A 12881-nucleotide genomic window follows, 5' to 3' on the forward strand; every position below is an offset into this window, starting at 1 on the left:
ATTCCAATCACAAAATACCCGTTAGAAAATATACTTCAAACCGACTTGTGCATGCCAGCGGGAAAGTATCTCCTCATTCTTTACCATCTCGCCCGGATCATGGAACTGATAAGATGCTTCACCATCCACAATCTTGGTCGTCAGAGGAGCCAGGTCATGTCCGGTAGAAGTCTGGTTGTACAATCCCCAGCTCTTATTGAATAAGTTACCCACATTTATAATGTCGAAATTGACCTGGATCGTATTCCGCTTGCCGGCAATATCGACAAAGAAATCCTGTGCGATATGGAAATCGAAATGATGTTCGAAAGGCATTACCATCTGATACCGTTTCATATGCGTACCTTTAGAATCTTTCAGTTCTTCGTTGTCGTTTATCCATTTAGCCATTGCCTCTCTCTGCTCGGCAGGAGAAACTACGACTTTTTCTTTTCCTACCGTCTTGGTATACTCGGTAAAAGTCATCTTATCGAACTCGGCATCGGTCGGAACATACAGCAGATCGTTGTTATAACCGTCATGATTGAGATCCGAATAATCGAGCAGGGAATAACGGCCGCCGGTTTGTCCGTTATAGAACAGGCTGACAGTAGTAGCAAAATGTTTCGCATATTCCTTGCGGTAAGAGACAGAGGCAATAATACGGTTACGGACATCGAAGCTCGACCAGGTTAATTCAGGGTTAATATCCCCGTAATAGGTCGGGTTGTATTTCCATCCGGAATAAGCCTGCGATGAATTACCGTCAGTCAGCGACTTGGCTTGTCCGTAGGTATAGGCAACCATCGTACTCAAACCGAAATCGAAATTCTTTTCCAGTTTAGCCGACAGGTTATATGTATACCCTTCGCTGGTATTTTTCAGATACATGATCTGGGTAAAGTTCTTATCCTGTTTTTCATAAACAGGACGGTTATCGCCGCCGTTATTCAGGGTCTTTCCGGTCCACTGATAATTCGCATTTTCATACAGGATATTATTCAGCGTCTTGGAATATATACCTTCCAAAGTAGCTTTCACACCAAAGGGGAACGTATGTTCCAATGCTAAATTGACACGGGCAACCGAGGGGAATTTAAAGTTTTTATCCGCCACATTGATCTCAGCCGTCGGGACAGCTGCATTACGGTTATAATATTGTTTGGAAGGATCTGCATTGAACTTGAATCCATCCGCTCTTGCCGCATCAAAGCTTTCCTTGCTGGACAGGAATGTTTCACTTAACTCGATACCGGCTTTTGAAATACTGTTTGAAAGCCAGACAAAAGGAACACGCCCCGTGAATATACCGGCACCACCACGCAATAAAGTCGTATGATCCTCATTCAGATTCCATCGGAAACCGATACGCGGCGACCATAATATTTTACTTGCCGGCATCCGGTTCGTCTTCAAATCCAAAGTAGAAGCGACCGATGAACTATTGAACAGGTCATTGGCCCTCGGTGTATCAAAAAAGACAGGAATATCCAGACGCAAACCGTATGTCAGACGGAAATCATTGGTCACCCTCCATTCGTCCTGTGCATAAAAACCCAACTGGGCAGCACCAAAAGCCGGAGCCCAACGATTCGTCCCGGTTATATCCTCACGTGAATAAGCATATGTATAACGTTTCGGCATCGCTTCATTAGCCGTACCCACAGAAAGGAAATCGTCCAGTGAACTATAGACATACGAACCGTAATTATTAGCGATAAACAGATTTTCCATATGGAAGAACTCGTTATGTGTACCAAAGGTCAGGGCATGATTTCCTTTGTTCCATGTTACATTATCTTCCAAAGTAAAGATACGCTGGTCCAGCCCATTAGCCGCAGAGAAAGGTTCCATTCCGAATTTGAGCGTCGTCCCGTTCGTCATGTTGTCGATCTGTACGGCAGGCAATGCCCGTCCTATCGGATCACGACTGTCACTCACACTTGTCCAGCCGAAACGAACTTCATTGGACCAGGCTGAATTAAACTGCGTATTCAATTCTGCGACCAGCGAATGAGTGGTATTGTTCATATAATAACCGTAATCATTCAGGTTGGCAACCGCCGTTCCGTTCGTGAAAACCATCCTGCGGGCATCCAGCCAGCTGTAACGCAAAGTGAATTTATTTTTCTGATTAATATTCCAGTCGATACGTGCCAGGACTTTATCCGAACGGGTATCGATATCCTGCAGACCATAACCGCCGCCGTCATAACCGCCGGTCAGTTCCGATATTTTATTAATAACCTGTTCCACTTCACTGGTACTCAACTTGGAAGCATCCTCCCCGATATTATTGGAAGACGGATAGGTTTCTTTCACCCGTTCATAATTTGCAAAAAAGAACAGTTTGTTTTTGATGATCGGTCCGCCCAGTGTCAACCCGTAAGTACCGCTGCTCTGATCATCCAGCTTAGTTCGGTTGGTCACATTCTTTCCCGGAGTTTTCCCGTAGAAGTTTTCATTATTATAATACCAGTAACCCGAACCGTGGAAAGTGTTGGTTCCCGATTTGGTGATCGCATTGATCCCGCCTCCCGTAAAACCACTCTGACGGACGTCAAACGGAGCGACAACCACCTGCAATTCTTCAATGGCTTCCAAAGAAATCGGATTGGCACCCGCCTGGTCACCGTTGGTCCCGCTGGAAGAGAGTCCGAATACATCATTGTTCACGGTTCCGTCGATCTGGAATGAATTATATTTATTACTGGAACCGGCAAACGACATGCCGCTTCCCGTATTCACTCCCATAGGATTCATTTTCGTAATATCGAAAACACTCCGGCTAACGGAAGGGGTCGACATGATCTGTTCCTGGTTGAAGTTCTGGGCAGCCCCTGTCTTCTGGGAATTGAACAAAGCCGCCTTCGAAGCTGTGACAACCACTTCATCCAGCGATAACGACTCCGTCAGATTCACATCCAACTGATACGTTTCCCCCAACTGAAGGGTAATATTTTTATATACGGCTTTCTGAAATCCAACATACGATACTTCTACGGTATAAGGACCGCCGATACGCATGCCCTGCAAATTATAACGTCCGTCCACATTGGTCACAGTACCGTACGTCGTACCGGAAGGTTCATGAACAGCCTGCACGGTCGCGCCGATCAGAAGCTCTCCTTCCGCCGTTACTTTACCACTGATCCCGGAAGTTGTAACCTGTGCATTCACAGCAAACGTCAGACAAAAAAGGAAAAGAACAAACACAGATAAGTTCTTCATACTAGATGGTATTTAAAATAAAACAATCGAAACACTTTTTATATAACGCCACAAAGATATATAATCTATATTACCCAAACATTACGAATACGTTTGATTTTTATAGACTTTCTTAAATATTTCGATTTTCCCGCAAACTATCTGCTATATCCTGATGTTGTTGCGCCAGCTCTTCTTCGCCGACAAACCGGTAAGCTTCTGCCAAATACTCGTGTGCCGATGCATGTTTCGGTTTGATGGATACTGCCTTCTGAAGGTCAGCAACCGCTTCTTCATAATATTTCATGCGCAGGTAACATTTCCCACGATTATAACGGGCTTTGAATGAAAGGGGACTCAGCCGGACCGCTTCGTTCAAAGCAACCTGCGCATCGTATGTTTCACCAATATCCAATAAGGTAACGCCCTTTCGCACCCAGGCATCCACATATTCGGGGTATAGCTTCAAGGCTTTGTCGAACGAGCGGAGAGCCGCATTCGGATCATTGGCTTTCGTGACACATTCATTTCCCATCAGATAATACTCATGGGCGTACTCTTTGAGGATTTCACGCTGGGCATGCAGTTCGTCTTTCAATTTCTTAATCTCCGCCCGTTGCGTATTGATTCGCTGGAGCTTGGAGCGGAGGAGACGTTGCACCAACGGTTTATCCAGCTCATTGCGTTTCCCGACAGCCTGTGCCAACGACTCCACCGCCTCTTTCATATTCCCCCGATTGAATTCATGGGCGGCACGGGCGTACAAAAGTTCTGCTTCACTTTCACGAAGGCTCTTTTCGATCAGTTCCTTACTGTTAAATATCTGGCTGAACTGAACGATCTCCTTGCGGACAAAAATATCGTGAGGTGTCACCCGGCTTTTCAGCACCAGTCCTTCGAGCGAAGTAGAACGGCTCAGAGCCACATATGTCTGTCCCCCGGCAAATACGCCTCCCGTCAGATCGACAACGACCCGGTTGAAGGTAAGCCCCTGGCTCTTATGCACCGTGATCGCCCAGGCAAGGCGGATCGGCAACTGTTCGAAAGTTCCGACAATTTCCTCCTCTATCCTCTTTTCCTTTTCGTTATATTTATATTTGTAATTGCGCCAGGAGGTAGGTTCGACCAAATGCTCGATTCCGTTTTCCAGCAGGACATACACATTTCCGTTTTCATCGATACCCGAAACCATGCCGATCGTTCCGTTTACCCAACGGCGCTCGTGATCATTATCGATAAAGATCACCTGTGCCTGTTCCTTGATCGCCAGGTTCAACTGGGTAGGCAAAGAAGATTCAGGAAAGTCGCCTTCTATACGTCCGGTAGAGATGAACTCATCCCCGGGAAGCTCCGCCAGTCTCTTCTCATTGATAAAATCGACCTGATCACGACGAGTGGCAAGCGTGATATACATATCCTCATTGTTCGGCACAAACTCCGGGAAGTAACGGGCATTCAAAACATCCAGCTCCTGCTTCCTCGCGGCATTGCTCCGTATCCGGTCCAATACATTGATAAACACCGGATCGGTCTGGCGGTACACTTTCTGCAATTCTATCGGCACCAGGTTGATCGACTGGAATACTCTCGCCGAGAAGAAAAACGGACTGGCATAGAACAGGCTCAATATCTCTTTCTGGTCGGACGGCACAACCGGCTCCAGCTGGAACACATCGCCCACGAATAACAACTGTTTCCCACCGAACGGCAAACGCATATTCCCGGAAAAGACCCGCAAAATACGATCCACACAATCGATAATATCCGCCCTTACCATCGAAATCTCATCGATAATGATCAGTTCGACCTCCGAAATGATCTTCCGGTGTTCTTTCCTATATTTGAAGAACTCGAAAATCCGGCCATCTTTCAAACTCAGGTCGGGATCATCCGGAAGCATCGGACGAAACGGCAACTTAAAGAACGAATGCAAAGTCACCCCTTCCGCATTGATCGCAGCAATTCCGGTAGGCGCCAGCACGACATGCTTCTTTTTGGTATGTGAACAGATATATTTAAGAAAAGTCGATTTGCCCGTCCCTGCTTTCCCTGTCAGGAAAACAGACTGACGAGTATGAGTGATCAGTTGCAGGGCATCCTGAAACTCTCTATTGTCCGTGTCGAGTTGAAATTCCAATCGTGTAATTTTTGAGTAGACAAAGCTAAATAATATTTTAAATATCCTCTTATAAAAAGGGGATATTTTATTTGGTTATATCCGGATTATTGCTTTAATTTGTGATATCAAAATAATATCAAATATAAATTATTATGAAAGCACAAGAAAAAGCATTTGACGGTATCAGGATTTCAGGTTTCCTGGCTATATTATTTATCCTGATCATACTGGGCGCTTCCATTTTCATGTTCACACTGAAACAACCCTGGAGTATTGCCATAGGCATTATCGGTGCACTATGTGCTATTTTCATGTGTTACGGATTAGTCATTATTCAACCGAATAACTCACGGGTTATGACATTCTTCGGAAAATACGTCGGCACAATCATTGAAAACGGCTTTTTCTGGGTAAACCCTCTTTTTTTGAAGACCAAAGTAACCCTGCGTATCTTCAATCTAAACCTGGAGCCAATCAAAGTAAACGACAAAGTTGGTAATCCGGTAATGATCGGTGCTGTAGTGGTATGGAGAATCAAAGACACCTATAAAGCGACCTTTGATATTTCAGGAGATGTAAAATCATTCGTCCAAATCCAAAGCGATGCCGCTTTACGCCAGGTTGCCGGAATGTATGCGTATGATACGAACGAAACAACCGATAAAGTTACATTGCGTTCCGACAATGACGGGGAAGTAACTCTGCGTCTCGAAGACGAACTGAACAGCCGTCTCACACTTGCCGGAATCGAAGTCGTAGAAGCACGTATCAACTATCTGGCTTATGCTTCCGAAATTGCAGGCGTTATGCTTCGTCGTCAACAGGCTGATGCCATCATTGCTGCCCGGGAACGTATTGTAGAAGGAGCGGTCAGTATGGTTCACCTCGCATTGGAAAAACTCCAAAAAGAGAGCATAGTCGAACTCGACGAAGAAAGAAAAGCAGCCATGGTCAGTAACCTGCTCGTTGTGCTTTGTGCTGACGAATCTGCTCAGCCTGTTATTAACACAGGTACATTATATCAATGATTCTAAATTTTTAATATTAATATAAGTGATGGCCAAAAAAGAGAATGCAACCAAAAACTTTGTTCTGCGGATAGATGCAGAGATGATGGATGCTATCGAAACCTGGGCTGCGGATGAATTCCGCAGCACCAATGGCCAGATCCAGTACATCCTGGACCAGGCACTACGAAAAGCAGGCCGGTTGAAAAAGAAAAGACAACCCAAACAAGAGGAGGAATAAATATGGATACTATTTCAATATCATAAACAACTATCATACTATCATTATTCATCATATCATTTTATAAATCAACATTTTATATTATGATAGTTAGTATTTTCAACCATCATTCATCTATCATCAACCATCATAGACCTATTTAAAATCCCGATAAGCCACCTTCTATTTTCGACAGATACATGACTTATTTTCAGCAACATAACGATTTATACTATTTGAGACCCGAGTCTAAAACAACCTGACACCCGGGTGTGAGCATCGTCAACATCCGGATCTAAAAAGGGGTAAAACCGGGGTCTCGAATACAATTAGTAAGCATTTTCGTGAAAATAAAAAAGAAGCTATCAAAAAAAAGTCAAGGAAGAAGCAAAAAATGACAACCATTCCATCGATCCGCCCGAATGCTCCAAAAAGCTCAAACTGTTATTTATCAGCAATATAACGAAGAAAAAGATCGTTTTGTATGATAGTTATGATAGTTGAATGATAGTTAAAAGCAGCAACTATCATAAGATATGCAACTGGTTTACAAACAGATACAGTCAATAATGATAGTATGATAGTTACTTTGCAAAAACTTTATACCGCGGATATGGAAAGGGAGATCAAATACAAACAAAAGTATTTAGCGGCTGATAAACAACCACGCATCCTTGTATTTATCATTCATACGTAACGTAGCCATGTAACTTTCCGCCTGTTCGCGATTATCGAATTTATCGGCATAAATACGGTACTTTCCATCACGAACGACTTTACTAACATGCTTGCAATCCTTACGGTCGACTTCTGCTATATATTTGTCAGCCTGATCTTCGGTCGGAAAACTGGCGATCACGATGTGATACATTTTCTGATTGGGCTTGGAAGCTACCGGTTTGGGAGCCGCTTCCTGTTTCTTTACTTTTGGAGCAGGAGTCTCGGCAACCACTTTCTTTTCAGCTTTCACTGCCTTGATTTCGGGCACCGCCTTTTCTTCCGGAACAACTTCCTCTACGGGCTTTATTTCAGGAGCACTTTTTACAACCATCTCGGTCGGAACAAAACTTGCCGTATAAGCAGCCTGATTGACATCCTTTACCGGAGTCGATATCAACAGGAACAAGGCGACTGCTGCTGCCGAAGCCGCTGCGACACGAAGGAATTTCCGGCTAACCGGAATATATAAGATATCTTTCTTTCTCTTACGGGTAAGCAGAGCCACTTCTTCGCGTTCTGCCAAAACAGGCTGAAGCAACGGGAAGTTGAAAGAAACCAGACCATAAGAACCGACACTGAATGCATCCGATTCTCCCGGATGGAAAATAACCTGCCCCTCCTGTCCCAGACTAAAGGAACCTAACACACCTAAAGACAATGTCTTCTCTTCCTGCAAAGCAGCTTTCATATCCGCAACATCTTCTTCCAGCATCAATTGTGCTTTCCGGTAATTGACATCATACATTTGCATGTATGATTCCGAAAGCAGCCCGTCGTTATGTTGCAATGTAATATTAAAAACGATTTCCTTTCGTTGAGGGCTGAACAAGTGTTCCTTTTCATTGCATACAGCAGATACTGTCTGAAGTACAAACCCACCCCAACCCGGCACAATCACGCAGTCATGTACCAGTAATAATCGTTCTATATGTGTTATTATCCTAAGCATAAGACAAAGGTAGATATTTATTAGTGAATTTACAAAACAAAAAACGGTACAATTTTCTACCTTTGTATCTCAAACAAATAATATGTACTGGTCAACTCAATCGATATATTTGCTCAAGGTGATCCCTTTTCTGGGCGGATGGCTGGCAGATCGTCTGCTAGGCGACCCGGAAGGCTGGCCCCATCCCATTGTATGGTTCGGAAAATTGATTTCCTTCGGAGAAAAAAAGCTCAACCGGGGTGAGAACCGTTTTTATAAAGGAGGTTTGCTGACACTGATCCTCGTCGCCGGTATTTATGCTCTGACCCGTTTGCTGCTTTTTTGGGTAGGGGCCATCCATACGCAATTGTATGCTGTCCTTGTCGGGATCGGTGTTTTTTATTGTCTGGCCGGAAAAACCCTGATCACAGAGGTCAAAGCCGTTTTCGAAGCCGTAGACCGCAGCGTGGAGGAGGGCCGTATACAGGTCGGACGCATCGTCGGACGCGATACCTCCAACTTATCCCCGCAGGAGATCAGAGCTGCTGCCCTCGAAACATTGGCTGAGAACCTGAGCGACGGAGTGATCGCCCCGATGTTTTGGTTCGGTTTTCTAGGGCTGCCCGGAATGATGGCTTATAAAATGATCAATACGCTCGATTCAATGATCGGCTACAAAAATGAACGGTATAAGGATTTCGGACAGGCAGCTGCCCGGTTGGACGATGTTGCCAACTACCTGCCCGCACGGTTGACCGCCTGGCTGATGTTGCTGGTTTCCGGCAACTGGCATAAAAGGGACTTTCTGACCCGTTTCGGTCGCGCACATCTCAGCCCGAACTCAGGCTACCCCGAAGCGGCACTGGCTGCTATTCTGGATTGCCGTTTCGGAGGAACGCACGACTATTTCGGACAAGCGGTAGAAAAGCCCCACATCGGAGTCAACGACCGTCCTTTTACAACAGAGGACATGTTAATAGCAACTAAAATAAACAGCAATACAGAACTAGCTATGGGATTGCTTGTTTGTCTTCTATCATTATTATTACAATAAAGAAAATTATATGAATATGGAAATAAGACTAAACAAACTGCTCAGTGACGCAGGTTTTTGCTCCCGCAGGGAGGCAGACAAGTTTATCGAAATGGGGCGTGTTACCGTCAATGGCAACCTGCCGGAAGTCGGACAAAAAGTAAGCAAGTCCGACATCATCATGCTTGATGATATCCAGGTAAATTTCAAACAGGCGCAGGAACATGCCCGTACGGGTGCCGGTAAAACTCAAAATCTCATCTTCGGCGAAGCAACAGCCAAAGTGGAGAAAAAAACAAAACCGGCAGAAGCCGATGTGCCGGCCGCCAGTGCTCCTGCTACGGAAAAAAAGAAATCATCCGGTTCCGGCAGTAAGCTAAGACCTGGCAAGTATGTCAAATACAACAAATATGCTGCAGCCAGAAAAGCAGCCAAAAGCGGAGAAAAGCCCAAAGAGAGACTAAGCCAGGAAGAAAAGGCGCTGCTCAAAGAGGCTATGCGTCCGAAGTTCGGTAAATCTTTGGGAAGAGCCGCCGTTGCACAACGTCTGGCCGCCTCTCCGAAATCTGCCAGTTTACGGAAAACGAGTAAGAACAACCCGATAAATAAAACGAAACGAGCTGCCACCCGCAACAAGCCGAAAGGAGAATAAAGCGATGCCTGACAAACATATCGTACTGGTAACAGGAGGACAGCGCTCCGGTAAAAGCGGATACGCACAAAAGTTAGCCTTATCGTTAAGCGCTAACCCGGTTTATTTGGCTACGTCCCGTGTCTGGGATGAAGAGTTTCGCCAACGTGTTCTCCGTCACCAGGCCGACCGCGGTCCGGAATGGACCAATATCGAAGAAGAAAAATACCTGAGCCGCCACAACCTGGACGGACGGGTAGTTATCATAGATTGTGTCACCTTGTGGGGCACTAATTTCTTTTTTGACAACGACAGCAATGTCGAATTGTCGCTCAAGGAACTGAAAGAGGAATTCAACCGGTTGGTTGAGCAGCAGGCTTATCTCATATTCGTGACCAATGAAATAGGATTAGGAGGTGTCTCCCCCGATCCGATACAGCGAAAATTCACTGACCTGCAGGGATGGCTAAACCAATACATTGCCTCCCGCGCCGATGAAGTCGTACTGATGATAAGCGGAATACCCATGAAAATAAAACAATAACAAAATAATTAAACAATGATTACCTTTCATATTGAAAAACCGGATACTGCTATTGCGGAAGCACTACAAGAGAAAATAAATGACCTGACCAAACCCAAAGGTTCGTTAGGCAGACTGGAGGAAATAGCTCTTCAGGTCGGACTGATCCAGCAGACACTCACTCCTGCTCTAAATCATCCGGTCAATGTTATATACGCCTCCGATCACGGCATTGCCGATGAAGGTGTAAGTAAATCCCCCAAGGAAGTCACCCGCCAGGTGATCCACAACTTCCTGAACGGAGGGGCCGGCGTCTGCTTCCTGGCACGCCAGCATGGTTTCGATATAAAGATTGTCGATGGGGGAGTCGATTTCGATTTTCCTTCGATACCGCAGTTAATAGACCGTAAAATCAGAAAAGGGACCCGTAACTTCCTCCATGAGGCGGCTATGACACGTGAAGAGATGGAGCTGGCACTTCAGTACGGAGCCGGGATCGTTTCAGACTGTCACAAAGAAGGCTGCAACGTGATCAGTTTCGGAGAGATGGGCATAGGCAACACGGCAGCATCCAGCATGTGGATGACTTGTCTCACGGGGATTCCGCTGATCGAATGTGTGGGTGCCGGAAGTGGTCTGGACAGCAGTGGCGTACAACATAAATACAATGTATTGAAAGCGGCGCTCGAAAACTATAAAGGTGACAACAGCCCATTGGATGTGATCAGTTATTTCGGAGGTTATGAAATGGTCATGGCAGTAGGTGGCATGCTCCGGGCGGCTGAACTAAAAATGGTTATCCTGGTCGACGGTTTTATTATGACCAATTGTGTGTTGGCAGCTTCGCGCTTGTATCCGGAAATGCTTCCTTATTGCATATTCGGACATTGCGGAGATGAAGCCGGACACAGAAAAGTACTGGATGCCCTTCAGGCTAATCCGGTCTTAAACCTGGGATTACGTTTAGGGGAAGGTTCCGGCTCTGTATGTGCATACCCGATCATCGACTCAGCCGTACGCATGATCAATGAAATGCATACTTTCCGTCAGGCAGCGGTAACGAAATATTTCTAACCGGATGGTTTTCCATTCCTAACATTTACAGATATGATGTTACGTATACTGGCTGCATTCATATTCTTTACCCGTCTGCCTTTCTGGAAACTGGCAGAGGTTCCTGCCGAATATTTCAAAAATATAGTCAGCCGGTGGGCACTGGTAGGCTGGTTTACTGCCGGATTGATGGTAATTGTATTGTATGCTGGTTCTCTTATTCTACCGGCAGGGGTGGCTTTGGCACTGGCCATGGTCACCCGGTTACTGATTACAGGTTGCCTGCATGAAGACGGACTGGCGGATTTCTTCGATGGATTCGGAGGGGGTACGAGCCGGGAACGGGTATTGGCGATCATGAAGGATTCTCACATAGGAAGCTACGGGGTAATCGGCTTGATCTGTTACTTTGGGCTTTATTATTTATTACTCAGCAGCCTTCCTGTTGAATTGGCAGGCTGCGCGATCCTGGCGGGCGATCCTTATAGTAAGGGAGTGGCGGGTATGATCATCAACCGCCTGCCGTATGCCCGGAAAGAGGAAGAAGCCAAGAGCAAGACGGTATACAGCCGCATGACGACAGGAGAATATCTGTTCAGTCTGATTTGCCTGTTAGTTCCTTTATGCTGGTTGCCGGAACCGGTTTATTTTCTGGCAGGCCTTCTTCCGGTTGCCACCTGGTATATGCTGACAACGTTTATGAAAAAGAAGATACAAGGGTATACCGGCGATTGTTGCGGAGCCACATTTTTGCTTTGCGAATTGAGCTTTTACCTTGGGATTGCTGTTATATATACAACAACACTTTAGAAGTTACTATATGAATATCTATTTGATCAGACACACCTCTGTCGATGTTCCTGCAGGCTATGCTTACGGGCAGACAGATGTAGCATTACGTCCGTCTTTTGAAGAAGAGGCCGAAAAAGTAAAAGAATCGCTCTCCGGACTAACGTTCGATAAAGTCTGGTGCAGCCCGTTAACCCGTTGTGTACGGCTCGCCTCTTACTGCGGTTATCCGGAGGCTACCCGAGAAGATCGGGTAAAAGAGCTTCATTTCGGAGAATGGGAGATGAAGTCATGGGAGGAGTTATCAGCCGATCCACGTTCTGAAGCCTGGTTTGCCGACTGGATAGAAACCAGAACTCCGGGAGGGGAATCCTTAAAGGACCAATATGAACGTGTCAGTTCATTTCTTGATGAAATAAGAAAGAGCGGGCTACAAGATGTCTGCATATTCGCCCACGGAGGAGTTTTAACCTGTGCCCGGGTATATGCCGGAGAATATGATATCCAGGATGCTTTCAAGAACGTTCCTTCCTACGGAGAAATTATAAAACTCTCTTTCGACTAAACATCCAGTACGCGGATGACACGGATTAGGCGGATCAAAACGGATAAAAAGTGAAACCATGATAAATAAAAAAAGGAGTCCACTCTTTCGAATGAACTCCTTTC

The 12881-nt window shown here is 45.6% G+C and carries 11 protein-coding genes; 8 read left to right on the forward strand and 3 right to left on the reverse strand.

All coding sequences use genetic code 11. The features are described from left to right. Positions 1-21: 21 nt before the first annotated feature. Positions 22-3210: a TonB-dependent receptor domain-containing protein gene (locus tag DXD68_RS15670; protein ID WP_122362465.1), complete on the reverse strand. Its 3189-nt coding sequence runs from the start codon at positions 3208-3210 to the stop codon at positions 22-24. Positions 3211-3322: 112 nt separating this feature from the next. Continuing rightward, entirely contained in the window at positions 3323-5326 is a 2004-nt protein-coding gene (locus DXD68_RS15675) for a tetratricopeptide repeat protein (RefSeq protein WP_122362466.1), read from the reverse strand. Positions 5327-5460: 134 nt separating this feature from the next. On the opposite strand from DXD68_RS15675, the gene DXD68_RS15680 reads away from it, so the two are divergent. Continuing rightward, on the forward strand, positions 5461-6336 hold the full coding sequence (locus tag DXD68_RS15680; protein ID WP_122362467.1) for an SPFH domain-containing protein: 876 nt from the start codon (positions 5461-5463) through the stop codon (positions 6334-6336). A gap of 28 nt (positions 6337-6364) precedes the next feature. Further along, the gene (locus tag DXD68_RS15685; RefSeq protein ID WP_122362468.1) at positions 6365-6556 is read left to right on the forward strand and encodes an Arc family DNA-binding protein; all 192 of its coding nucleotides are present in this window, start codon (positions 6365-6367) and stop codon (positions 6554-6556) included. Positions 6557-7181: 625 nt separating this feature from the next. On the opposite strand, the gene DXD68_RS15690 is transcribed toward DXD68_RS15685, so the two are convergent. Further along, positions 7182-8204 (reverse strand): SPOR domain-containing protein, encoded by a 1023-nt coding sequence (locus DXD68_RS15690; RefSeq protein WP_122362469.1) that lies wholly within the window; start codon positions 8202-8204, stop codon positions 7182-7184. An 82-nt stretch (positions 8205-8286) separates the two neighbouring features. Here DXD68_RS15690 and cbiB point away from each other — a divergent pair, with 82 nt between their 5' ends. From cbiB to cobC, 6 genes are read left to right on the forward strand one after another with little or no spacing between them, the layout of a single operon-like run. Continuing rightward, a complete protein-coding gene (gene cbiB, locus DXD68_RS15695) occupies positions 8287-9237 on the forward strand; it encodes an adenosylcobinamide-phosphate synthase CbiB (RefSeq protein ID WP_122362470.1) in 951 nt (316 codons plus the stop codon). 16 nt (positions 9238-9253) lie between these two features. Beyond that, a complete protein-coding gene (locus DXD68_RS15700; protein ID WP_122362489.1) occupies positions 9254-9868 on the forward strand; it encodes a S4 domain-containing protein in 615 nt (204 codons plus the stop codon). Between the two features lie 4 nt (positions 9869-9872). After that, positions 9873-10391 (forward strand): bifunctional adenosylcobinamide kinase/adenosylcobinamide-phosphate guanylyltransferase, encoded by a 519-nt coding sequence (locus DXD68_RS15705; RefSeq protein WP_122362471.1) that lies wholly within the window; start codon positions 9873-9875, stop codon positions 10389-10391. Positions 10392-10406: 15 nt separating this feature from the next. Then, a complete protein-coding gene (gene cobT, locus DXD68_RS15710) occupies positions 10407-11444 on the forward strand; it encodes a nicotinate-nucleotide--dimethylbenzimidazole phosphoribosyltransferase (RefSeq protein ID WP_122362472.1) in 1038 nt (345 codons plus the stop codon). Between the two features lie 36 nt (positions 11445-11480). Beyond that, the gene (locus DXD68_RS15715; protein WP_122362490.1) at positions 11481-12233 is read left to right on the forward strand and encodes an adenosylcobinamide-GDP ribazoletransferase; all 753 of its coding nucleotides are present in this window, start codon (positions 11481-11483) and stop codon (positions 12231-12233) included. A gap of 10 nt (positions 12234-12243) precedes the next feature. Further along, a complete protein-coding gene (gene cobC, locus DXD68_RS15720) occupies positions 12244-12777 on the forward strand; it encodes an alpha-ribazole phosphatase (protein ID WP_122362473.1) in 534 nt (177 codons plus the stop codon). Positions 12778-12881: the final 104 nt, after the last annotated feature.

This window comes from Parabacteroides sp. TM07-1AC (assembly GCF_003480915.1).
GTDB lineage: Bacteria > Bacteroidota > Bacteroidia > Bacteroidales > Tannerellaceae > Parabacteroides > Parabacteroides chongii.

Coding starts and splice junctions, on each gene's coding strand:
- DXD68_RS15670 (WP_122362465.1), bottom strand. CDS start 3,210: ATGAAGAACTTATCTGTGTTTGTTCTTTTCCTTTTTTGTCTGACGTTT.
- DXD68_RS15680 (WP_122362467.1), top strand. CDS start 5,461: ATGAAAGCACAAGAAAAAGCATTTGACGGTATCAGGATTTCAGGTTTC.
- DXD68_RS15685 (WP_122362468.1), top strand. CDS start 6,365: ATGGCCAAAAAAGAGAATGCAACCAAAAACTTTGTTCTGCGGATAGAT.
- DXD68_RS15690 (WP_122362469.1), bottom strand. CDS start 8,204: ATGCTTAGGATAATAACACATATAGAACGATTATTACTGGTACATGAC.
- cbiB (WP_122362470.1), top strand. CDS start 8,287: ATGTACTGGTCAACTCAATCGATATATTTGCTCAAGGTGATCCCTTTT.
- DXD68_RS15700 (WP_122362489.1), top strand. CDS start 9,254: ATGGAAATAAGACTAAACAAACTGCTCAGTGACGCAGGTTTTTGCTCC.
- DXD68_RS15705 (WP_122362471.1), top strand. CDS start 9,873: ATGCCTGACAAACATATCGTACTGGTAACAGGAGGACAGCGCTCCGGT.
- cobT (WP_122362472.1), top strand. CDS start 10,407: ATGATTACCTTTCATATTGAAAAACCGGATACTGCTATTGCGGAAGCA.
- DXD68_RS15715 (WP_122362490.1), top strand. CDS start 11,481: ATGTTACGTATACTGGCTGCATTCATATTCTTTACCCGTCTGCCTTTC.
- cobC (WP_122362473.1), top strand. CDS start 12,244: ATGAATATCTATTTGATCAGACACACCTCTGTCGATGTTCCTGCAGGC.